Genomic DNA, 19,740 nt, shown 5'->3' with positions numbered 1-19,740 from the left:
CTCAGGCGCGCATCGTCGCGCCACCGTCCACATAAAGATCCGCCATGGTCACATGGCCCGCCTGGTCGGACAGCAGGAACATCACGGCGCCCGCGATATCCTCGGGCGTCGCCAGCTTTTTCAAGGGGATGCCGGTGCGATATGCCTCTAGGCTGCCCTCGATCACCGCGCGTTCGCCAGCTCCGCCATCCTCGGCCCACATGCCCGTCTGCATCGGCGTCAGCGTCGATCCCGGCGCGACGATGTTGCAGCGCACCCCCTGCGCGGCCAGTTCCAGGCCCAGGCAGCGCACCAACATCGTGGCCGCCGCCTTCGACGCCGCATAGGCGCCCATGTTCAGCCGCGGGATGCCGGCCGCGTTCGAACTGACCGCGACGATCGCACCGCGCCCCTGGCGCGCCATGGCCCGGCCAAAGGCGCGGGTGACGTTGAAGGTGCCGGTGGCGTTCACGCCCATCACCCGGTCCCATTCCTGCGGCACCATGTCGAGAATCGGGGCGATCCCCAGAACCCCCGCCGCATGGACGCCCAAGGCCAGGGGCCCGTGCGCGGCCTCGACCCCGGCCACCAGCGCCTCGGTGGCCTCGGCGTCGCGGACGTCCAGCGCGCGGTTCTCGGCCCCCGGCACCGGGGCGGCCTGCAGGGCGGCCTCGGTATCGGTGGCGATGACGCGGGCGCCGGCCTCGACCAGCGCTGCGACCACGCTGCGGCCGATGCCGCCGGCGGCACCGGTGACGATGGCGGTGCGGTCCTGAAATCCGGTCAGGCGCATTGCGCGACCTTTCCCGACAGCGCGGCCAGCGCCTGTTCGGTCAGCATCGGCACGCCGCAGGTCGCGGCGATCCAGGACATGGCCATGGCGTGCTTCTCGGCCGAGAAATCGGCCTGGGCATCGGCGACGGCAAAGGCCTCGATGTCGCGCTGGAACGCCTCGGCCATGGTCGCAAGGCAGCCGATATGGGCATAGATGCCGCAGACCATCAGCTGGTCGCGGCCCCGCGCCCGCATCAGATGGTCCAGGTTCGAACGCTGGAACGCGCTGTAGCGGTGCTTGACCAGCACGATGTCGCCCGCCGCCGGAGCAAGCTCGGGCAGGATCTCCTCATGCTCGGGGATGGCCTGCATGCCGGGGCCCCACAGATCCGCCTGAAGCCCGCGGTCGGGGCGGAACTGGTCGCCCTTCTGCGCGGTGTAGAAGACCGGCACGCCCGCCGCCCGCGCGGCCTGGATCAGCCGGGCGATGTTGGCGACGGCCGGCTCCAGCGGCGCGCCCGCGGGGAAGGGGCGGCAGAAATAGCGTTGCATGTCATGGACCAGCAGCGCCAGCCGGTCGCGTTCGGCCCGCCAGGGGCCGCGCGGCTGGGGCAGGTCGGTCGGCAGCGTATAGCCGGGGATACCGGGCAGTCCCATCATTCCACCTCGTTCGGGGCCAGCCCGGCCAGCCCCGCATCCGGGGGCAGGCCAAGCGCGGCCAGGAAGGCGCCGAACTTGGCGCCGGTTTCGGCCGCCTCGGCCATCGGGTCCGAGCCGGGGACGATGCCCGCGCCGGCGTAAAGCCGGGCGGTCGCGCCCGCGATCTCGGCGCAGCGGATCGCCACGTACCAGGCGCCGTCGCCGCGCGCGTCGCACCAGCCCACCGCCCCGGCATAGAAGTCGCGCGGCACGGGTTCAAGGTCGTGGATCAGCGCATTGGCCCGCGCCATCGGCACGCCGCAGACGGCGGGCGTCGGGTGCAGCAGCGCCGCCAGCACCACCGAGGGCATCTCGGGGTCCTTCAGCATGCCCTCGATCCGGGTGCCCAGGTGCCACATGCTGCGCGTCGTGGTCAGCTGCGTGCCCTCGGGGGCGCTCAGGCTGCGGCACCAGGGCGACAGGACGTCCAGGATGCTTTCGACGACCAGCGCATGTTCGCGCTGGTCCTTGTCGGAACGTGCCAGGACCTGGGCCGCGGCGCGGTCGGCCTCGGGGTCGGCCAGGCGGCGGGCCGATCCCGCCAGCGGATGCGAGGCGATCAGGGCCCCGGCCTTGGACAGCAGCAGCTCGGGCGTTGCCCCGCACAACTGGCGGGTCTGGCGCCCGCGCGGTGGCAGCGCCACGCGAAAGGCGGTGACCGAGGCATCCTGCGCCAGCCGCTCCATCAGCGCCTCGACGGCGATCGGGGCCCCGGATTCGGCCCGCAGGCTGCGCGCAAGCACGATCTTTTCCAGCGCGCCGGCACGACCCGCCTCGTCCTGCATGATGGCCAGCGCGCGGGCCACGGCGCGGGCATAGGCGGCGGGCTCGGGTTCGGCGGTCAGCCGCCAGTCGGGGCGCTGGTCGGCGCCGGGCACCGCCGCCGGCCGGGCTGCGGCGGCCGGCTGCGGCGCGGCGCGGTTGCACAGCCACAGGCAATCCGCCTGCGTGCGGTCAAAGGGCAGGGCGCCCCCGATCATCGCCCCCGGCAGCGCCCCGGACAGGGCTTGCCCGACGCGCGCGGCCACCGTATCGGCACCGCCGCGCGGCACCTGCACCGGCGCGCCCCGGCCCTGCACGCGCCCATGCGGGCCCTGAAAGGCGAACAGGACCGGGTCGTCGTCCAGCGGAGCCAGGATTTCGGGTGCCTCTGACATGCGAATATTCATGCGTCTCTCATCGAATGGCTTTGCGCCCCGGCGGCCTGGAAACCAGGCCAGGGTCGACAAACAGCGTGTCACGAAACGGCAAGGATGCGTTTCTGTCGTGAGCGGCAGACATCTCCTGCTGTGACGGCTCATGGGTGGCGCGCCCGTCCGCCAAGGATGCGGAACAAGCGGGAGGGGGTGGTCAATCCGCCGGCTGCCCGCGCGCAACCTGCCAGAGCCCGCCAGCCGGAGCAAGTAAAAAACTCAGGATTGCCGCGCTGCGGAACCGGGCGGGCCTGCGCGGGTTTGCACAGGGGCCAGTGAAACGATTTCCCGGGGGATTCATGGACGATGCCGGCAAGCCTTACGACCTGTCGCAGGCGCGCTGCTGCGTGATCGCGAACACCGGCTCGGGGCGCAAGGCGGGGGCCAGCATCGCCGACCTGCTGCAGGACCGGCTGCGGGACCGCGTCGCCAGCCTCGAGGTGCGGCGCATCGACAAGGGTGCGGACCTGCCCGGAACGGCGCGACAGGCCGTGGCCGAGGGGTTCGATCTGATCGTGGCGGCGGGGGGAGACGGCACCCAGGCGGCGGTCGCCAGCGCCGTCGCGGGCAGCGACAGCACGATGGTGGTGATCCCGGGCGGCACCTTCAACTATTTCGCCCGCGACCTCGGTTCGGGCGAGACGGTCGAGGAGGCGATGAAGATCTTCGACACCCCCGTCCTGCGCCGCATCCATGTCGGCGAAATGAACGGCATGATCTTTCTGAACAACGTCAGCTTCGGCGCCTATCCCGAAATCCTCAAGCGGCGCGAAAGCATCTATCGCCGCTGGGGCCGGTCGCGCGTGGCGGCCTACTGGTCGGCGGCGGCGGCGCTCTGGACCCTGCGCCGGCCGCTGACGCTGACCGTGCGCGCGAACGGAGAGGAACGCCAGTTCACCACCGCCCTGGCCTTCGTCGCCAAAAGCGCCTACCAGCTCGACAGCTTCGGGCTGGAAGGCGCCGACTGCATCCGCGACGGCAAGCTGGCGCTGCTGGTCGCCCGCGCCCGTCATCCCGGCCCCCTGATCCGCTCGGCCCTGCGGCTGGCGATGGGGAAATCGGCGCGTTATCACGATTTCGACCTGATCAGCGCCTCCGAGATGGAGCTCGAAACCGTGCCGCGCCACGAATACGTCGCCCATGACGGCGAGAAGGACTGGATGGATTCGCCCTTTAGGGTCCGTGTGCGGGCCCATGACCTCAAGGTTCTGGTGCCGCAGGGCAGCGAGGGTCGCGACAGGGCATGACGCGACTGGTGCATCTTTCGGACCTGCATTTCGGCTTTGACCGCACGGCGCTGATCGAACCGCTGCTGGACCGGGTGAACCGCGCCGGCGCCGATCTGGTGGTGGTGACGGGCGATCTGACCCACCGCGCGCGTTCGGCGCAGTTCGCGCAGGCCGCGGCCTTCCTGCGCCGGATCGAGGTGCCGCTGATCGCCGTCCCCGGCAACCACGACATCCCGCTCTACAAGCTGGCGGACCGGATGATGAAGCCCTATCGCCGGTATCGCCGCATCATCGCGCAGAACATGGAGCCCGTGGGCCATGTCGGCCAGGTGCGGGTGCAGGGCATCAACAGCGTCGATCCGATGGCCTGGCAGCGCGGCGTCATCAGCGCCGCCCAGATGCGCCGCGTGGTCGAAGGCATCGACCCCGATTGCGTGAACATCGTGGCCCTGCACCATCCGATGCAGCAGCGTCCCGAGGTTGACAAGCAGCTGATGCGCGGCGCGCGCGAGGCGATGGCGCTGTTCGAGCTTCAGGGCGTGCAGGTCGTGCTCAGCGGGCATCTGCACATCTGGTCGGCCGGCGCCTTCCTGCCCCCCGAGGGTCGCAGCGTGCTGCAGATCCAGGGCGGAACGGCGCTCTGCGCGCGGCTGGACGACCGCCAGAACGAATTCGCCGTGCTGGATTTTCAGGGCCCCGACCTGCTGATCGAACGCCATGTCGCGCCGATGGATGAGCCGGGCTTCCGCCCGCCCGAACACCTGCGCTTCACCCGCCGCGACCGCCGCTGGCACCGGACCTGATCGGGCCTTCACCGTTTTCCAAATACCCCGGGGGAGTCCCGCAGGGACGGGGGCAGAGCCCCCATCTTCCTCAATGCTCCAGCCGCAGCCGGGTGCCCCAGGGATCGACGGCCTCGGTCGCGCCCAGGGGCAGGGCAGCCCCGGGATCGGCGGTCAGCACGATCTCGGCCAGTCCTGTCGCGTCGGGGCTGCGCGGGCCCGCGCCGCGGCTGTTCCAGATATTGCCCGCCAGATGGTGGTGATAGCCGCCCCAGGAAAAGAAGCTCGCCCCAGGGTATTGCAGGGTGCGGTCAAGCCCCAGCGCGCCGGTCATGAAATCCCCGGCCGACGCCAGATCGCCCACCTGCAGGTGGACGTGGCCCACGACCGTGTCCTCGGGCGCGCCCTGCCACGGCCGCGCCTGGGCCAGCAGGTCGGGGACGTCCAGCCGCGTGGTATCCATCAGCACCTCGCTATCCCGCCAGGCCCAGGCGCTGCGGGGGCGGTCGGCATAGATCTCGATCCCGTTGCCTTCGGGGTCGCGCAGATAGACGGCCTCGCTGACCCGGTGGTCCGAGGCGCCGTCCAGCGCCAGCCCCCGCGCCGCCGCCATACCCAGCCAGTCCGCCAGGTCGATGCGGCCCGGCAGCAGGAAGGCGGTGTGAAACAGCCCCGCCTCGGCCGGGCGGTGCCGCGCCGCGCGGTCCTCGCGCAATTCCAGCAGCGGGCGGTCGCCCGCCCCCAGCACCATCGTCCCGCCGTCCTGCGACAGCCTGCGCAGGCCGACGACCCTCTGGTAGAAATCCCCGACGGTGGCCAGGTCGTTCACCGTCAGCGCCACCCGGCCGATGCGGATGGGGGCATCGCTGGTCGCCATGATATCCTCCTGTGTTCCAGTTCCCCGCCAATCTAGGCGCGCCACGCCTTCGTTGAAGCGGCGATGAAAACGGAAGATCGTCTCCGATACGTGGACAATTCCGCCGGTTGCCTTTGGGCGCGCCACGCCGCATGATGCGCTGCCCTTTTCGACGGACCCGCGAGATGAAACCCAGACCCAAGCCCGCCGGTCCCCGGCCGCAGCCCGCGACCGATCCGGGCGCGCGTCCCGAAGCCGCGCCCCTGGCCGCCGATCCGCGCCGGATGGAGGTCTTTCTGGTCGCCACCCCCGGCCTCGAGCAGCCCCTGGCCGACGAGGCGCGGGCGCTGGGCTTCGACGCCTTGGTCCAGCCGGGCGGGGTCGTCTTTCACGGCGGCTGGCCCGAGGTCTGGCGCGCCAATCTGATGCTGCGTGGCGCGACGCGGGTGCTGGCCCGGATCGGCGCCTTTCGCGCCATGCACCCGGCGCAACTGGACAAGCGGGCGCGGCGCTTTCCCTGGGCGGACTGGCTGCGCGCCGACGTGCCCTTGCGGATCGAGGCCACCAGCCGCAAGTCGCGCATCTATCACGCCGGCGCCATCATCCAGCGGATCGAGGCGGCGATCCGCGACACCCTGGGCGCCCCCATCGCCGAGGATGCGCCGGTCACGCTGAAGGTGCGGATCGAGGACGATCTGTGCACGCTCAGCCTGGATACCTCGGGCGAAAGCCTGCACAAGCGCGGCCACAAACAGGCGGTCGGCAAGGCGCCGATGCGCGAGACCATGGCCGCGATGTTTCTACGCCAATGCGGGTTCGACGGGAGCGAGCCGGTCCTGGACCCGATGTGCGGATCGGGCACCTTCGTGATCGAGGCGGCCGAGATCGCGGCCGGCCTCGCCCCGGGGCGGCTGCGCGGCTTTGCCTTCCAGCACCTGCCCGGCTTCGACGCTGCCGCCTTCGACGCCTTGCGCCCCGCCGCGGCCCCGGCGCCCGCGCTGCTGTTTCACGGCAGCGACCGCGACCCCGGCGCCATCCGCATGAGCCGCGAGAACGCCGAGCGCGCCGGCGTCGCCGCCTGGACCGATTTCCAAAACCTTGCCTTCGCCGACCTGTCCCGCCCCGAGGGGCCGCCGGGCCTGGTCATCATCAACCCGCCCTACGGGGCGCGGATCGGGAACAAGGGCCCCCTGTTCGGCCTGCATGCCGCGATGGGCGAGGTGCTGCGCGCCCGCTTCCAGGGCTGGCGCGTGGGGCTGGTCACCACCGATGCCGCCCTGGCGCGTGCCACCGGCCTGCCGTTCCGCGAACCCGGCCCCCACATCGCGCATGGCGGGCTGAAGATCCGGCTGTGGCAGACCGGGCCGCTTTGAACGCCAAGGCGGGCGCCCTCGGGGGGACGCCCGCCTTTCGCTTGGCGCATCTCGAACACGCTGGAGGCTGACTTTTGCACCGAGGCTTTGAACGAGGCCATCCACCGCTTTGGCGCGCGCGGGACCATGAACCCCGACAGTCATACGGTTGACACCAGTTCTCGGGTGGCTTCCTGGCCAGCATTCGGCCAAGCCAGCTGCCGTCCGGCACTCTCTTACGGCTTGCATGTTGCACAACGGCCATCGCTCCTGTGATGAGCAGTCGACGTATGTCGCGCTGGCCCATCTTCGATGTCGCTCCCACCTTTACCGGCCATTTCCATCTCTCACGGCGGGCGCGATGCTTCTGGCGACGTGGGGCTTACCGCGAGCCGGGCCCTCAATCCCCCGATGCATAAAGCAGGGCGATGTCCCGGTGGTGGAGCTCGCAGGCCCCCGTCTCAGACCTCACGACCGCGCGCTGCGGCTCCAGGACAACGACGCAGCCACTCTTGAAGCTGTAATGCCTGTCGCCGTTTGGCAGGGTCTTCTGCACAGGAACCTCGTCCATGGGTCGCTCAGGCTCTGCAGGGACAGGCGCCGTCGCAACCGGGGTTTCACATGCGGCAAGAAACATGGCGGCAGCGAGCGGGGCAATCGTCGTTTTCATGGTCGACCTCTGGAATATCCTGAACCTGTCCCATAACGCTTCCCGGTGTGGAAGGGATGCGAGGCGGTTTCGGTGCGTGGACCGGCAGAATGGGCCGCCACTATTCCCGCTACATCTCCGGTCTGTAGCGGCAGTAGCGGGTGCCGTCGATGTTTAGCACCAGGTCGGGCATTAATGCGTTCAAGGCGCGCTTCTGTCTTTCTTCGACCGGCCCTTATCGCAGTTGCGGCAATTTGAGGATGGGCGAAGCGGCTGCACGTCAATGCCGCAAGGGCCTTGGCTCTGTCCGCGATGGGTGAACGCCGCATCGGGCAGGGCAGAATCGCGGAATTGCGTGAATCGCAGCGGTTCGGCTCTCATTTGAGGCCTGCTCTGCGTCGATTGTTAGAAGGGATAAAAGTTGTGAACGGGCAACAATCGAAAGCAGCCGGCACGGCGCCAGCGTCCCGGCGCTCAGGGTCCAGCGACAGATCGCGCGTGTGAGACGGGGTTAGCTCTATCCATCCCGTCGCGTGGCAAATGCGCACCGTTGACAACCGCATATTTGAAGGCGGCATGATCGTGGGTGCCAAGCCATCGTCACGATTTTTCTATAAATATCAATTCTATATGGCGGAGACGAAGGGATTCGAACCCTCGAGACGGTTTCCCGTCTGCACCCTTAGCAGGGGTGTGCCTTCGACCACTCGGCCACGTCTCCGCCGCCCCGTATAGGGGGCGGGGAACGGGGAAACAAGGGGATTTTCGTGGGATCGGCCAAGGTGGGCGCGGGGGGTGAACCGCAATTCCGCGCCAGGAAACAGGGCGTCCCTGCCTGGTCCGAACAGAACGGAACGCTCCCTCGGAACGGGTGCGCGCAAGAGGTTCCTGTCTTTGTCCAGGCAGCCGGTGTCCGAAGGTCCGGGTCTGCCAGGCGGGGGGTCCAGGCCTCTGCTTGGCCTCACCGTCAAAGGGCCTTCCCCCATCTGCCACGACCGGCGGCCGAACGCCCCACGCAATCAGGACACGCGCGCGCCCTCATCCCAAAGTGTGACGCCCGACCGGCTGGATCGGCCGCGAAAATCCTGCCAAGCTGGCGGCGGTTCCGCGCGCCGGGACCGCCGCTCGGGGAGGAGCGAGGTGGAGGACATTCAGACCATCGAGCCGGCCGACGCCCTCGGCCCGGTCGCAGCGCTTGCCGATCAGGTCGCAACCGGGCTGATCGGGCATGAACATCTGGTCGAGCGGCTGGCGATCGCGCTGCTCGCTGGCGGCCATGTGCTGATCGAGGGGCCGCCGGGACTGGCCAAGACGCGGGCTGTCAAGCGGCTGGCCGCGGGGCTGGCGGGCAGCTTCGCCCGCATCCAGTGCACGCCCGACCTGATGCCCTCGGACATGACCGGCACCCAGGTCTTTCGCCCCGACAGCGGGCGGTTCGACTTTCTGCCCGGGCCGCTGTTTCACGAACTGGTGCTGGTCGACGAAATCAACCGCGCCCCGCCCAAGGTCCAGTCCGCGCTGCTCGAGGCGATGGCCGAGGCGCAGGTGACGGCCGGCGGGGTGACGCGGAAGCTGCCCGATCCGTTCATGGTCGTCGCCACCCAGAACTCGATCGAACACGAGGGCACCTTTCCCCTGCCCGAGGCGCAGCTCGACCGCTTTCTGCTGCACCTGAACCTGTCCCTGCCGGGGGCCGAGGCGGAGCGCGCGATCCTGGATCTGGTCGAGCAGGAGGACCGCGCCCCCCCTGTCCCGCCCGCGCACAGGCTGGAGGCAGGGGCGATCCATGCCGCGCGCGCGGCGGTCGCGCGGGTGACGCTGGCCCCGGCGCTGAAGGACTTCATCGTCCGGCTGGTCGTTGCAACGCGCGAAGCGCAGGGGACGCCGCTGGAGGGGCTTGTGGAACATCCGGTCTCGCCCCGGGGGACACTGGCGCTGGCCGCCTCGGTCCGGGCGCGGGCGGCGCTGCGGGGCCGCGACTATGGCCTGCCCGAGGATGTCGAGGCGCTGGCCGCCGACGCGTTGTCCCACCGGATGATCCCCAGCTGGCGCGCCACGTCCGAGGGGCTGGGCGCGCGCGACCTGGTGGCGCGGCTGCTGGACCATGTGCGGCCGTGGTAGGGGCGCGGGCGCCTGATCCCGCGGCCGTCAGCGTGGCGGGGCTGATGGCGCTCGAGCCGCGCGCGGCCCGCGCCGGGCGCGAGGCATCCGCCCTGGCCGAGCGTCCCGGCACGACCGCCACCCGCCGGCGCGGCCAAGGCCATGAGATCCGCGAGATCCGGCCCTTTGCCGAGGGTGACGAGCCGCGCCACATCGACGCCGCCGCGACCGCCCGCAGCGGCAGCCTTCAGGTGCGCAGCTTTCACGAGGACCGCGAGCGCAACCTGCTGCTGATCGCGGATTTCCGCCGGCCGATGCTGTGGGGCACGGCGGGCCGGCTGCGCTCGGTCGCGGCGGCCGAGGTGCTGGCGCTGATGGGCTGGCAGGCGTCGCTGCATGGCGGCGCGGTCGGCGTGGTCGCCTTGACCGACGATGGCCCGGACGGCCAGCCGCCGCGCCCGCGCCACCGGGGCATGGCGATGGTCACGGCGTGCCTGGCGCGCGCCCATGCCGCGGCGCTGGCGGCGGCGGAACGCGCGGCGGCGCATGGCAAGGCGGCGCCGGTCAGGCCGCTGGCTGCCGATCTGGTCCGCGCCGCCCGTCAGGCGCCGCCCGGCGCGGGGATCGTGCTGGCGACCGCGCTGGACGATCCGGGCGAGGGGTTCGACGCGGCGCTGGCCATCCTGGCCGCGCGCGGGCCCCTGCAACTGATCCTGGTCGAGGACCCGTTCGAGGTCGCGCCCCCCGCCCACGCCTTGCCCCATGCCTTGCCCGAGGGCGCGGCATTTGCCCGCTTCGCCGGCCTGCCGGCCGATCGTGCGGCGCGCGCGGCGCGGCTGGCGCGGCCGGGGCTGCGGGTCCGCCGCCTGTCCACCACGGCCGAGCCCGAGGCCGCGGAATGATCCCCGACATCGTCGCAGACCTGCATCCGCCGCGCCTGCCCGCGCCGTTCACCGCACCCGGCTGGGACGATTTCCTGGCAGCCGCCGGGCTGGGCCTGATGCTGGCGGCGCTGCTGGTGGCCATCGCCATGCCGGCGCTGCGCCGCCGCGCCCGTCCGCCACGCCTGTCCCACCGGTTGGCGCTGGCCGCGGGTCTGCCGCCGGCGGACAGGCTGCTGGCGCTGGCCCGCATCCTGGCCGAACAGGGCAGGGCCCTGCCGCCCGACCAGCGCCGGGCGCTGTATCGCGGCGAGCCGGGCGACCCCGACGCGGTCGAGGCGCTGATCCGTTCCGGCACGCGAGAACGGCGGCGGCGGAGGGCGGCGCGGTGATCGAACTGGCCCAGCCGCTGGCCATGCTGCTGCTGCCGCTGCCGCTGCTGGCGCGGCTTTGGCCGGCGCGCGTGGCGACCGCCCAGGCGATGGCGCTGCCGCAGGGCGTCGCGGCGCTGGCGGTCCCCGCGCCCGGGCCCCGGCGCTGGCGCGGGCTTGCCCTGGTCGCGGGCGCCTGGCTGGGGCTGTGCCTGGCCCTGGCACAGCCGCAGCGCATCCAGATGGTGCCCGACCGCAGCGCCTCGGGGCGCAACATCGTCATCGCCCTGGACATGTCCGGCAGCATGGCGACGCCCGATTTCGCGCTGGAGGGGCAGACGGTGACCCGCCTCGACGCCGTCAAGCAGGTGGCCGAGGGTTTCATCCGCGCCCGCACCGGGGACCGGATCGGGCTGGTCCTGTTTGCCGACCGCGCCTATGTGGCCGCGCCGCTCAGCCACGACCTGCGGGCCGTGGCGCTGGCGCTGGCGGATGCACAGATCGGGCTGACAGGGCGCTCCACGAACATCTCGGACGGGCTCGGTCTGGCGATCCGGCGGGTGCTGGCGGAATCCTCGCGCTCGAACGTGATCGTGCTTCTGTCGGACGGGCGCGACACCTCGGCGCTGCTCGACGCGACGCAGGTCGCCCGGCTCGCGGCCGAGCGCGGCGTCCGCATCCATACCGTCGCGCTGGGCCCCGAGGACCTGGAGTCCCGCCCGGCCGCCCGTGACGCGGTGGACCTGGCGACGCTGCGGGCCATCGCCGGGGCGGCGGGCGGGCAGACCTTCCGCGTGCGCAGCATGGACGATCTGCGCGCGATGGCCGAGGAGCTGGACCGGCTCGAGCCGAACCCTTCCGAGCGCCCGCCAGTGGCGCAGGCGCGGGCGCTGTGGATCTGGCCGGCGATCATGGCGCTGGTCCTGGCCCTGGCGCGGGGCATGGGGACGCGGGAATGACGCTGGGCGGCCTGATCCTGCTGCGGCCCTGGTGGCTGGCGGCGCTGCCGCTGATCGCGCTGTCCTGGGCCTGGGTGCGGCAGCGGCGCGCGGCGGGCGAATGGACGGCGGTCCTGGACCCCGCGCTGATGCCTGCGCTGCGCCGCCTGGGTCTTTTGACGGACGGCCGCCACACGCCCGACGTGGCGCTGCCCTTTCTGGCCGCGCTGGCGCTGGTGCTGGCGCTGTCGGGACCGGCGGTGCTGCGCCCCGGCGCGGTCGAATACCGCGCGCTGGACCCGTTGATCCTGGCCATGGACCTGTCGCCCTCGGTCGCCGGCGACCAGCGCGTGCTGGACGAGGCGCGGTCGGCGGCGGCGATGCTGCTGCCCCTGGCGCAGGGCCGCCCGGTCGGGCTGATGCTTTACGCGGGCGACGCCTATCTGGCCTCGGCGCCCACCTCGGACGCGGCGACCCTGTCGGACCTGATCGCGGTCCTGTCGCGCGACACCATGCCCGTCGCGGGCAGCCGTCCCGACATCGCGCTGTCGATGGCGCGCGACCTGTTCGGCGGCCGCGACGGACCGGGCCTGGGCGGCGCCGACCTGGTTCTGGTGACGGACGGCGGCGGCGTGCGTCCCCGCGCCGTCGAGGAGGCCGCGCGTCTGGCCAGCGACGGCGCCCGGGTCTGGGCGCTGGTCCTGCCCGCCGCGGCCGCGGGCGCGCCTCCGCCCGCGCCCGGCCCGGTGGCCGACCTGGCCCGCGCCGGCGGCGGCGAGGCCATGCCCGCCGCCGATCCGCCGGCCCTGATGGCCCGCATCGCCGCCCGCCGCACCGCGCGGCTGGCGCGCGACGACACCGCCGGGCATAGCTTTCTGGACCTTGGCCCGTGGTTGCTGCCCCTGGCGATGCTGGCGATCCTGCCCCTGTTCCGGAGGCGGCGATGAGGCTGGCCGCCGCCCTGTTCGGCGCGGGTCTTGCCGCGCTGGTCCTGGCCGGGGGCGACGCCCGGACCAAGCTGGCGCTTGCGGCGGGCCTGCCAGGCCTCGCCGCGATCATGCTGGACGACCCCGCCGTCCGGGGCGTGGCGCTGTATCAGGCGGGCGATTACGCGGGGGCGGACGATGCGTTCCGCGAAGCCGGGCGCGGATCGACCTACAACCGGGGCCTGTCGCTGGCGGTGACCGGAAACCTGCCGCTGTCGCGCGACTATTTCGACGCCGTGCTGTTTGCCAACCCCGCCGACAGCCAGGCGCGCGAGAACCGCAATGTGGTGAACGCGCTGATCCCGCCCACCATGGGCCAGGGCAATGCGGCCGGGCGCATCGCGGTGACGGTGATTGCCGCCGTCGGCGGCTCTCCGGTCGACGAGATCAAGCGGCTGGGCCGCCCGCTGGACGAGGGCCGCCGGGTCGCCGATGCCGAATGGCTGGAAACCCTGCCCGACAACCCGGGCGAGTTCCTGCGGCTGCGCCTCGAAGCCGAACAGAAGCGCCGCATCGCCATGGGCCTTGCCACCGGAGAGGAGGGCGACCCTTGGTAAGGCTGGTCCTGACCCTGCTGGCCCTGGCGCTGTTCCCCGCCTGCGGCTGGGCCGAGGGCAACCTGCGGCTGACGATCACCGCCCAGGGCAACCCCCATCCCGTCGTTGGCGAGATGGTTCCGGTCGTCATCCGCGCCGTCTACGATCGCAAGATCGCCAACGAAAAGCTGGAAATCGCCCCAAACGACAGTTTCGACTGGATCCAGACCGGCCCGGACGACTGGCACGAGGAGATGATCGACGGGCTGCGCTGGATCGTGATGGAGCGCCATCTGGCGATCTGGCCCAAGCGGGCCGGTCCCCTGCAGTTCGGCCCGGCCCGGCATCGGCTGACCATCATCGACACGCAAAGCCAGCGCCGCGACGTGGTGGTCGAGGCCAAGCCCCTGTCCCTGTCGGTGGGCGAGTTTCCCGCCCAGCGGGGATGGCATTTCACCGGCCGCGCGCTGGAGCTGACCGACAGCCTCTCGGCCGATCCGGCGCGGCTGGCCGACGGCCAGATCCTGACCCGCCGAGTCACGCTGCGCGTGCTGGGCGCCTTGCCCGAGCAGCTGCCGCCCCGTCCGGTGGTGTCCGAGAACTGGCTGATCACCTTTGCCCAGCCGGTCGAGCGCAACCTGATCCTGACCGCCGAGGGGCCCGTGGCCGAAGCCGTCTGGGCCTGGCAGTTCCGCCCCCACACGGGTGAGCCGGGGGTGCTGGAGCCGGTCGACATTCCCTGGTTCAACACCCAGACCCGCCGGATCGAGAACGCCCGCATCCCGGCCCTGACCATCGGCTACGCCAGCTTCTATACCGGCCAGGTGCCGACCGGGCGGCTGGGCGCCTGGCAGGTCGCCGAACTGGCGGGCAGCGTGGTGCTGGGCCTGCTGCTGGGCTTGGGCATTGCTGCTGTCCGGCTGGCGCCCGACGGGGTGGGGGCGGGGTGGCGGCGCATCCGCGACCGCTGGTCGCCCCTGCTGCGGCTGGCCTATCGCCGGGCCCTGGCGCGGGGCGACCTGCTGGCGGCGCGCCGCCTGGCCGGGCGCATCGGCCTGCCGGCGCATCGGCTGGCGGCGCTGGAACGCGCAATCTACGACCCCCGCGCGGCGCGGCCTTCGCCCTGAGGCGGCGGGCAGGGCCGGCCTCATACTTTTGTTCAGGGGCGGGTTCCTGTCGTTGACAAGGCGGATCAACTGAACGTTTTATAAAACATATATAAGAACCGGGCCGATATGGCGGAGGCGATGACGCCCGGTTCCTGCCTCAATCGTTTCTCAGGGGAGGAGAATGACGATGAAGAAGCGGATTTTCGGGCTGCTGGCCGCGTTGTCGGTATCGGTGGCCGTACCCGCAATCGCCAACGATTCGGTCATGGCCGGTCAGAGCGATGCCAAGCAGTGGGTCATGCAGCTGGGCAACTATGCCGGCACCCGCTATTCGGAACTGGATCAGATCAACAAGGACAACGTGGGCGACCTGCAGGTTGCCTGGACCTTCTCGACCGGGGTGCTGCGCGGGCACGAGGGCTCGCCGCTGGTGATCGGCGACGTGATGTATCTGCACACGCCCTTCCCGAACATCGTCTACGCGCTGGACCTGAACAACGACGGCAAGATCCTGTGGCGCTATCACCCGGAACAGAACCCGGACGTGATCGGCGTGATGTGCTGCGACACCGTCTATCGTGGCCTGGCCTATGCCGATGACACCATCTTCCTGCACCAGGCCGACACCACGCTGGTGGCGCTGGATGCCAAGACCGGCAAGGTGAAATGGTCGGTCGTGAACGGCGATCCCGCCAAGGGCGAGACGAACACCGCCACCGTCACCGTGATCCGGGACAAGGTCATCGTCGGCATCTCGGGCGGCGAATACGGCGTCCGCGGCCACCTGACCGCCTACAACATCGCCGACGGCAAGATGGTCTGGCGCGCCTATTCGACCGGCCCGGACGAAGAAATGCTGGTCGATCCCGAAAAGACCACGCATCTGGGCAAGCCCATCGGCAAGGACAGCTCGCTCAAGACCTGGGAAGGCGACCAGTGGAAGATCGGCGGCGGCACCACCTGGGGCTGGACCACCTATGACCCCGAGCTGAACCTGATCTATTACGGCACCGGTAACCCCTCGACCTGGAACCCCAGCCAGCGTCCGGGCGACAACCGCTGGTCGATGACGATCATGGCCCGCGATCCCGACACCGGCATGGCCAAGTGGTTCTACCAGAAGACGCCGCATGACGAATGGGACTTTGACGGCGTGAACGAAAACCTGCTGGTCGACAAGGAAATCGACGGCAAGATGCGCAAGCTGCTGGTCAACTTCGACCGCAACGGCTTCGGCTATACGCTGGACCGCGAGACGGGCGAGCTGCTGGTGGCCGAGAAATACGACCCCGCCGTCAACTGGGCCACGCATGTCGAGATGGACCCGAATTCGGACCAGTACGGCCGGCCGCAGGTGGTCGCCGAATATTCGACCGAACAGAACGGCGAGGACGTGAACACCACCGGCGTCTGCCCGGCGGCGCTGGGGTCCAAGGACCAGCAGCCCTCGACCTACTCGCCCAAGACCGGCCTGTTCTATGTGCCGACGAACCACGTCTGCATGGACTATGAACCGTTCCGCGTCAGCTATGCGGCGGGCCAGCCCTATGTCGGCGCGACCCTGTCCATGTTCCCGGCCCCCGACAGCCACGGCGGCATGGGCAACTTCATTGCCTGGGACGCGGTCGAGGGCAAGATCAAGTGGTCGCTCCCCGAGCAGTTCTCGGTCTGGTCGGGCGCCATGGCGACGGCGGGCGATATCGTGTTCTATGGCACGCTGGAAGGCTATCTGAAGGCGGTGGACGCCGAGACGGGCAAGGAGCTTTACAGGTTCAAGACCCCCTCGGGCATCATCGGCAACGTCTTCACCTATGAACACGGCGGCAAGCAGTATGTGGGCGTGCTGTCCGGGATCGGCGGCTGGGCCGGCATCGGCCTTGCGGCGGGCCTGACCAATGCCAACGACGGCCTGGGCGCCGTGGGCGGCTATGCGGCCCTGTCGGATTATACCGCCCTGGGCGGCCAGCTGACGATGTTCAAGCTGCCCGACTGATCGGCGCAATCCCTGCAAGACGAAAGGCTGCCCCTAGGGGCAGCCTTTTTCATGTCCGGCCTTGGCCGGGGGGTCAGAAACACAGCATCTCGGCCTCGGCCTGGGCGCGGCGCAGGTCGGCCAGGATGGCGCTGGTCGCGGGCGTGCCGCCGCGGAACATGGCGGCGCGCTCGCCCGCGCCCTGGCGCATCCGCAGCACCGTCTCGGCCGAGACATAGCGGTCATAGGGCAGGATCGAGGCGATGGCGTCGATCGAACAGGAACAGCGCCGCAGCGCGTCCTGGGTCTGGCCGTTGGTCGCCATGCAGGCAAAGACGTATTCGGCCCGGGCGTCGGTCGGATAGTCGTTGACCGCCGGCGGCTGGGCGGCGGCGGTCCCGCCGAAGGTCACCAGGGCCAGGGCAAGGGCTTGGGAACGCATCGTCATTTCTCCGCGATCAGGCCGAGGGTCTCGTGATAGCCGCCGGCATCGCCGGTATCGGCGTCCAGCCCGACCAGGGCGCCGGGCCGGGCGGGGTCATAGCGGATCGCCAGCCGCAGCTTGGCGAATTCGCCCATGCGCGGCGCGTTGGGGTCGCCGGCGAAGGGCTGCAGCGCGACCTCGGCCACGCCGTCCCGCGCCGTCCCGGCGGGCAAGGCCACCAGGCTGTCGCGGATCCGGTTGCGGATGTAATAGGGGCTGCCGCCGGTCTGCGTCGCCATGCTGCGCACCACGTTTTCCAGAAAGAACAGCAGGATGGGATTGGGACCCGAGCGCGGGAACTCGGCCACCACATGTGCGGGCGTCTTGTCGTCCGACAGGCTCAGCGCCAGCAGGCTGTCGTCCTGGGACAGGGACAGCACCGCCTGGCCGCGCTCGACCGGCCGCGTGGGCAGGATGCCCCCCGCCGCCTGCGCCGAAGGGTCCGCCTGCCGCGGCGCGGGCAGCCGGCGTTCATGGGCATAGCGCAGGATCGCGCCATCCGCCCCCGCCGGGGCCTGGGTCAGCAGGCCCGGCGCCATCAGAAGGTCGGTCAGCCCGCCCGCCAGGGCGGACAAGGGGAAAGCCAGCCCCAGAAGCAGGGCCAGGACAGGTGCCTTCATTCCGAAATCTCCTGCGTCAGGACAAAGCCGCGCCGGCGCAGGGTGCGCAGCGCCAGCCCATAGGGTGTGAAATTGTCCAGCTTGCGCCGGATATAGCCCAGATAGACGTCGACCACATTGTCGGTCGATCCGCCGTGCTGGGCCCAGAGTGCGTCGAACAGTTCGCCCCGGGTCAGGACCTGGCCCGGGCGCGCCATCAGATAGGCCAGCAGCTCGCCCTCGCGTTCGGTCATGACGACCGCGCGGCCGGTGCCGCCCAGGGCCGAGGCGGCGCGGGTGTCGGGGTCATAGACCAGCCGGCCCAGGGCGATCGGCCCCTGCCGGGGGGCCGCGCGGTGCAGCTGCACCTCAAGCCGGGCCAGCAGTTCGGACAGCTGGAAGGGCTTGACCACATAATCCTGCGCCCCGGCCTCGAGCCCCTCGGCCCGGTCCTCGACGCGGGCCAAGGCCGACAGCATGATCGCGGGCATCCGGTTGCCCTGCGCGCGCAGGTCGGCCAGCAGGCTTGCGCCGCTGTCGTCGCCCAGCATCATGTCGATGATCGCCGCGTCGAAGCTGGCGGCCGCGATGCGGTCGGCGGCCGCCTCGACCGTGTCGGCCCAGTCGACGCGGTGCCCCGCCGCGCCCAGGCCCCGCGACAGCAGCGAGGCGATGTCGGGATCGTCCTCGACCACAAGGATATGCGCCATCACTCCTCCTCCCAAAGGGGCAGCCGCAGGTCCAGCGCAAGGCCCGTGGCCGAGGGCGCCAGCACCAGGCTGCCGCCCAAGGTTTCCACGACCCAGCGCGCCAGGGCAAGGCCCACGCCGAAGCCGCCGCCCTGATCCGCCTGGGCGTCGCGGGTAAAGCGGTCCAGCACCGCCGCGCCCAGGCCCTCGGGCAGGCCGCGTCCGGTGTCGGCGACCCGGACCAGGGCCATCCCCCCGTCGGCCCGGGCCGAGACCGTGACCTCGGCGCCCCGGCCGGCGTATTTCGCGGCGTTCTCGAACAGGCCGGCAAAGACCTGGCGCAGCCAGTCGGGATCGCCCTGCACGGCGAGCGGGGGCAGGTCGACCTGCGCCGAGACGCCCGCCCGCTTCAGCGCCGGGGCAAGGTCGGCCAGCGCCCCCCGAACCGCCGCGCCCAGGTCCACGCGCTCGGCCGCCAGCTCCAGCCGGCCGCTTTCGGACCGGGCGATGCGCAGCATGTCCTCGATCCGGCGGAACAGGCGGGCGGCGCGGGCGCCGATGGTCTGGAAGGCGGCGCGGGCTTCGGGGTCGGGATGGGCCTCGCCCAGTTCCGCCTCGCCAATGATGACGGTCAGGGGGGTGCGCAGCTCGTGGCCGACATCGGCGAAAAAGCGGCGCCGGTTGCGGTCGATCAGCGCCAGCCGGTCGTTCGCGGCGGAAAGCGCCGCGGTGCGCTCCTCGATCGCCGCCTCCAGCCGGGCGCGGCGGCGGTCGATGCGCGCCGCCATCTGGCGCAGGCGGGCGAACATCAGCCCCAGTTCGTCGTGCCCGCCCGCCCCGTGCGGAAGGTCGGCGGCCGAGAGCGTCGCGGCAAAGGCGGTGCCTTGCCGCAGCCGGCGGAACAGCGGGCCCAGCACCAGCAGGTACAGCGCGGCCAATACAAGGGGCGCGGCCAGCGCGACCAGCGCCGCCCCGGTCAGCAGCGGGCGGCGCAAGGATTGCATGGCGACAAGGGCGGCTTCGCGGCGATGCATTTCGTGGTCGATCTGCCGGGCGATGGCGCCGGGCGCCTGGGCGGCGTGAAAGGCCAGCGCCGCCTGTCCGGCGGGCGTGTCGGGCGGGGTGGTGCGAAAGGTGCTTTCCAACTGGTTGAACAGGCCGCGCAGCCGGGCCGGGGTCATGCTTTGCCGGGCGCGGACGGTGGCTTCGGTCGGATCGGGGGCAGCCTTCACATCCTCGGCCAGCAGCCGGTCCAGCCGGTCCAGCGCCTGGACCACGGGCCGGCTGTCGGGACCGGGCATGCCCGGGACCATCCCCGGCGCGCCGACCCAGGCCAGCAGCCATTCGTTCAGCCGGGCCGACAGCGCGCCATAGGCCTCGATCCGGTTCTGCGCGGCCATCGCCTCGATCGCATGGGCCTGGGTGCGGATCAGGCCCCAGGCGGCCAGCCCCGCCGCCGTCACCGCCAGCCCCGCCAGCAGCAGGGCGCCCAGCCACAGCCGGAACCGCAGGCTGGGACGGCAGGTCATGCGGCTCGGCCGGGGCGGAAGGCGGGCGGCCAA

19 protein-coding genes, 1 tRNA gene and 1 pseudogene are annotated in these 19,740 nt (G+C 71.1%); 11 read left to right on the top strand and 10 right to left on the bottom strand.

The window, feature by feature from the left end; translation table 11 throughout:
• Position 1 precedes the first annotated feature (1 nt).
• From BU28_RS0113990 to BU28_RS0113980, 3 genes are read right to left on the bottom strand one after another with little or no spacing between them, the layout of a single operon-like run.
• Complete coding sequence (locus BU28_RS0113990; protein ID WP_028720040.1) at positions 2 to 772, bottom strand: 2,3-dihydro-2,3-dihydroxybenzoate dehydrogenase; 771 nt, start codon at positions 770 to 772, stop codon at positions 2 to 4.
• Entirely contained in the window at positions 763 to 1,413 is a 651-nt protein-coding gene (locus tag BU28_RS0113985) for an isochorismatase family protein (protein ID WP_233144957.1), read from the bottom strand. Before BU28_RS0113985 ends, BU28_RS0113990 begins: the two co-directional genes overlap by 10 nt.
• Entirely contained in the window at positions 1,410 to 2,609 is a 1,200-nt protein-coding gene (locus BU28_RS0113980) for an isochorismate synthase (RefSeq protein ID WP_248616133.1), read from the bottom strand. Before BU28_RS0113980 ends, BU28_RS0113985 begins: the two co-directional genes overlap by 4 nt.
• A 335-nt stretch (positions 2,610 to 2,944) precedes the next feature.
• Here BU28_RS0113980 and BU28_RS0113975 point away from each other — a divergent pair, with 335 nt between their 5' ends.
• Complete coding sequence (locus BU28_RS0113975) at positions 2,945 to 3,892, top strand: diacylglycerol/lipid kinase family protein (RefSeq protein WP_028720037.1); 948 nt, start codon at positions 2,945 to 2,947, stop codon at positions 3,890 to 3,892.
• Positions 3,889 to 4,677: a metallophosphoesterase family protein gene (locus BU28_RS0113970; RefSeq protein WP_028720036.1), complete on the top strand. Its 789-nt coding sequence runs from the start codon at positions 3,889 to 3,891 to the stop codon at positions 4,675 to 4,677. The genes BU28_RS0113975 and BU28_RS0113970 overlap by 4 nt, the downstream gene beginning before the upstream one ends.
• 70 nt (positions 4,678 to 4,747) lie before the next feature.
• Here BU28_RS0113970 and BU28_RS0113965 read toward each other — a convergent pair whose 3' ends face one another.
• On the bottom strand, positions 4,748 to 5,533 hold the full coding sequence (locus tag BU28_RS0113965) for a VOC family protein (RefSeq protein ID WP_036762955.1): 786 nt from the start codon (positions 5,531 to 5,533) through the stop codon (positions 4,748 to 4,750).
• A 164-nt stretch (positions 5,534 to 5,697) separates the two neighbouring features.
• Between BU28_RS0113965 and BU28_RS0113960 the strand changes: the two genes are divergently transcribed.
• Positions 5,698 to 6,885 carry a THUMP domain-containing class I SAM-dependent RNA methyltransferase gene (locus BU28_RS0113960; protein WP_088239296.1) on the top strand — a complete coding sequence of 396 codons (1,188 nt, stop codon included), beginning with the start codon at positions 5,698 to 5,700 and terminating at the stop codon, positions 6,883 to 6,885.
• Between the two features lie 166 nt (positions 6,886 to 7,051).
• Here the strand turns inward: BU28_RS0113960 and BU28_RS25505 are convergent.
• Together BU28_RS25505 and BU28_RS0113950 are read right to left on the bottom strand one after the other, a co-directional pair.
• Positions 7,052 to 7,189: pseudogene (locus BU28_RS25505) on the bottom strand (IS110 family transposase); the annotation flags it as partial.
• Between the two features lie 955 nt (positions 7,190 to 8,144).
• Positions 8,145 to 8,234, bottom strand: a tRNA-Ser gene (locus BU28_RS0113950).
• A gap of 437 nt (positions 8,235 to 8,671) precedes the next feature.
• Between BU28_RS0113950 and BU28_RS0113945 the strand changes: the two genes are divergently transcribed.
• The 8 genes from BU28_RS0113945 (at position 8,672) to BU28_RS0113910 (ending at position 16,427) form a co-directional block, all read left to right on the top strand.
• Entirely contained in the window at positions 8,672 to 9,634 is a 963-nt protein-coding gene (locus BU28_RS0113945; RefSeq protein ID WP_028720033.1) for an AAA family ATPase, read from the top strand.
• Positions 9,628 to 10,515 carry a DUF58 domain-containing protein gene (locus BU28_RS0113940; protein WP_036762953.1) on the top strand — a complete coding sequence of 296 codons (888 nt, stop codon included), beginning with the start codon at positions 9,628 to 9,630 and terminating at the stop codon, positions 10,513 to 10,515. Before BU28_RS0113945 ends, BU28_RS0113940 begins: the two co-directional genes overlap by 7 nt.
• Positions 10,512 to 10,886, top strand: coding sequence for a hypothetical protein (locus BU28_RS24230; RefSeq protein ID WP_051578202.1), 375 nt, complete (start codon positions 10,512 to 10,514; stop codon positions 10,884 to 10,886). The genes BU28_RS0113940 and BU28_RS24230 overlap by 4 nt, the downstream gene beginning before the upstream one ends.
• Complete coding sequence (locus tag BU28_RS0113930) at positions 10,883 to 11,824, top strand: VWA domain-containing protein (RefSeq protein ID WP_028720031.1); 942 nt, start codon at positions 10,883 to 10,885, stop codon at positions 11,822 to 11,824. The genes BU28_RS24230 and BU28_RS0113930 overlap by 4 nt, the downstream gene beginning before the upstream one ends.
• Positions 11,821 to 12,750: a VWA domain-containing protein gene (locus BU28_RS0113925; protein ID WP_028720030.1), complete on the top strand. Its 930-nt coding sequence runs from the start codon at positions 11,821 to 11,823 to the stop codon at positions 12,748 to 12,750. The genes BU28_RS0113930 and BU28_RS0113925 overlap by 4 nt, the downstream gene beginning before the upstream one ends.
• Entirely contained in the window at positions 12,747 to 13,346 is a 600-nt protein-coding gene (locus tag BU28_RS0113920; protein ID WP_028720029.1) for a hypothetical protein, read from the top strand. The genes BU28_RS0113925 and BU28_RS0113920 overlap by 4 nt, the downstream gene beginning before the upstream one ends.
• Positions 13,340 to 14,452, top strand: coding sequence for a BatD family protein (locus BU28_RS23065; RefSeq protein WP_051578201.1), 1,113 nt, complete (start codon positions 13,340 to 13,342; stop codon positions 14,450 to 14,452). Before BU28_RS0113920 ends, BU28_RS23065 begins: the two co-directional genes overlap by 7 nt.
• A gap of 169 nt (positions 14,453 to 14,621) precedes the next feature.
• Positions 14,622 to 16,427, top strand: a complete 1,806-nt coding sequence (locus BU28_RS0113910; RefSeq protein ID WP_028720028.1) for a methanol/ethanol family PQQ-dependent dehydrogenase — start codon at positions 14,622 to 14,624, stop codon at positions 16,425 to 16,427.
• A 73-nt stretch (positions 16,428 to 16,500) separates the two neighbouring features.
• Here the strand turns inward: BU28_RS0113910 and BU28_RS0113905 are convergent, their stop codons facing one another.
• The 4 genes from BU28_RS0113905 to BU28_RS24225 are packed head-to-tail and all read right to left on the bottom strand — an operon-like array spanning position 16,501 to position 19,707.
• Positions 16,501 to 16,848, bottom strand: coding sequence for a hypothetical protein (locus BU28_RS0113905; protein WP_198944997.1), 348 nt, complete (start codon positions 16,846 to 16,848; stop codon positions 16,501 to 16,503).
• A gap of 2 nt (positions 16,849 to 16,850) precedes the next feature.
• Positions 16,851 to 17,510 carry a hypothetical protein gene (locus BU28_RS0113900; RefSeq protein ID WP_028720026.1) on the bottom strand — a complete coding sequence of 220 codons (660 nt, stop codon included), beginning with the start codon at positions 17,508 to 17,510 and terminating at the stop codon, positions 16,851 to 16,853.
• Positions 17,507 to 18,199, bottom strand: coding sequence for a response regulator transcription factor (locus tag BU28_RS0113895; RefSeq protein ID WP_036762952.1), 693 nt, complete (start codon positions 18,197 to 18,199; stop codon positions 17,507 to 17,509). Before BU28_RS0113895 ends, BU28_RS0113900 begins: the two co-directional genes overlap by 4 nt.
• Complete coding sequence (locus tag BU28_RS24225) at positions 18,199 to 19,707, bottom strand: sensor histidine kinase (RefSeq protein WP_051578200.1); 1,509 nt, start codon at positions 19,705 to 19,707, stop codon at positions 18,199 to 18,201. The genes BU28_RS0113895 and BU28_RS24225 overlap by 1 nt, the downstream gene beginning before the upstream one ends.
• Between the last annotated feature and the right edge of the window lie 33 nt (positions 19,708 to 19,740).

Origin of the sequence: Paracoccus yeei ATCC BAA-599, from assembly GCF_000622145.1 — a bacterium.
Lineage (GTDB): Bacteria > Pseudomonadota > Alphaproteobacteria > Rhodobacterales > Rhodobacteraceae > Paracoccus > Paracoccus yeei.
The sequence above is the reverse complement of the archived record's forward strand: the minus strand, read 5'-3'. Positions and strand labels throughout refer to the sequence as shown.

Coding starts and splice junctions, on each gene's coding strand:
- BU28_RS24230 (WP_051578202.1), top strand. CDS start 10,512: ATGATCCCCGACATCGTCGCAGACCTGCATCCGCCGCGCCTGCCCGCG.
- BU28_RS0113960 (WP_088239296.1), top strand. CDS start 5,698: ATGAAACCCAGACCCAAGCCCGCCGGTCCCCGGCCGCAGCCCGCGACC.
- BU28_RS0113905 (WP_198944997.1), bottom strand. CDS start 16,848: ATGCGTTCCCAAGCCCTTGCCCTGGCCCTGGTGACCTTCGGCGGGACC.
- BU28_RS0113900 (WP_028720026.1), bottom strand. CDS start 17,510: ATGAAGGCACCTGTCCTGGCCCTGCTTCTGGGGCTGGCTTTCCCCTTG.
- BU28_RS0113895 (WP_036762952.1), bottom strand. CDS start 18,199: ATGGCGCATATCCTTGTGGTCGAGGACGATCCCGACATCGCCTCGCTG.
- BU28_RS0113925 (WP_028720030.1), top strand. CDS start 11,821: ATGACGCTGGGCGGCCTGATCCTGCTGCGGCCCTGGTGGCTGGCGGCG.
- BU28_RS0113985 (WP_233144957.1), bottom strand. CDS start 1,413: ATGATGGGACTGCCCGGTATCCCCGGCTATACGCTGCCGACCGACCTG.
- BU28_RS0113970 (WP_028720036.1), top strand. CDS start 3,889: ATGACGCGACTGGTGCATCTTTCGGACCTGCATTTCGGCTTTGACCGC.
- BU28_RS0113980 (WP_248616133.1), bottom strand. CDS start 2,609: ATGTCAGAGGCACCCGAAATCCTGGCTCCGCTGGACGACGACCCGGTC.
- BU28_RS0113975 (WP_028720037.1), top strand. CDS start 2,945: ATGGACGATGCCGGCAAGCCTTACGACCTGTCGCAGGCGCGCTGCTGC.
- BU28_RS0113965 (WP_036762955.1), bottom strand. CDS start 5,533: ATGGCGACCAGCGATGCCCCCATCCGCATCGGCCGGGTGGCGCTGACG.
- BU28_RS0113910 (WP_028720028.1), top strand. CDS start 14,622: ATGAAGAAGCGGATTTTCGGGCTGCTGGCCGCGTTGTCGGTATCGGTG.
- BU28_RS24225 (WP_051578200.1), bottom strand. CDS start 19,707: ATGACCTGCCGTCCCAGCCTGCGGTTCCGGCTGTGGCTGGGCGCCCTG.
- BU28_RS0113990 (WP_028720040.1), bottom strand. CDS start 772: ATGCGCCTGACCGGATTTCAGGACCGCACCGCCATCGTCACCGGTGCC.
- BU28_RS0113920 (WP_028720029.1), top strand. CDS start 12,747: ATGAGGCTGGCCGCCGCCCTGTTCGGCGCGGGTCTTGCCGCGCTGGTC.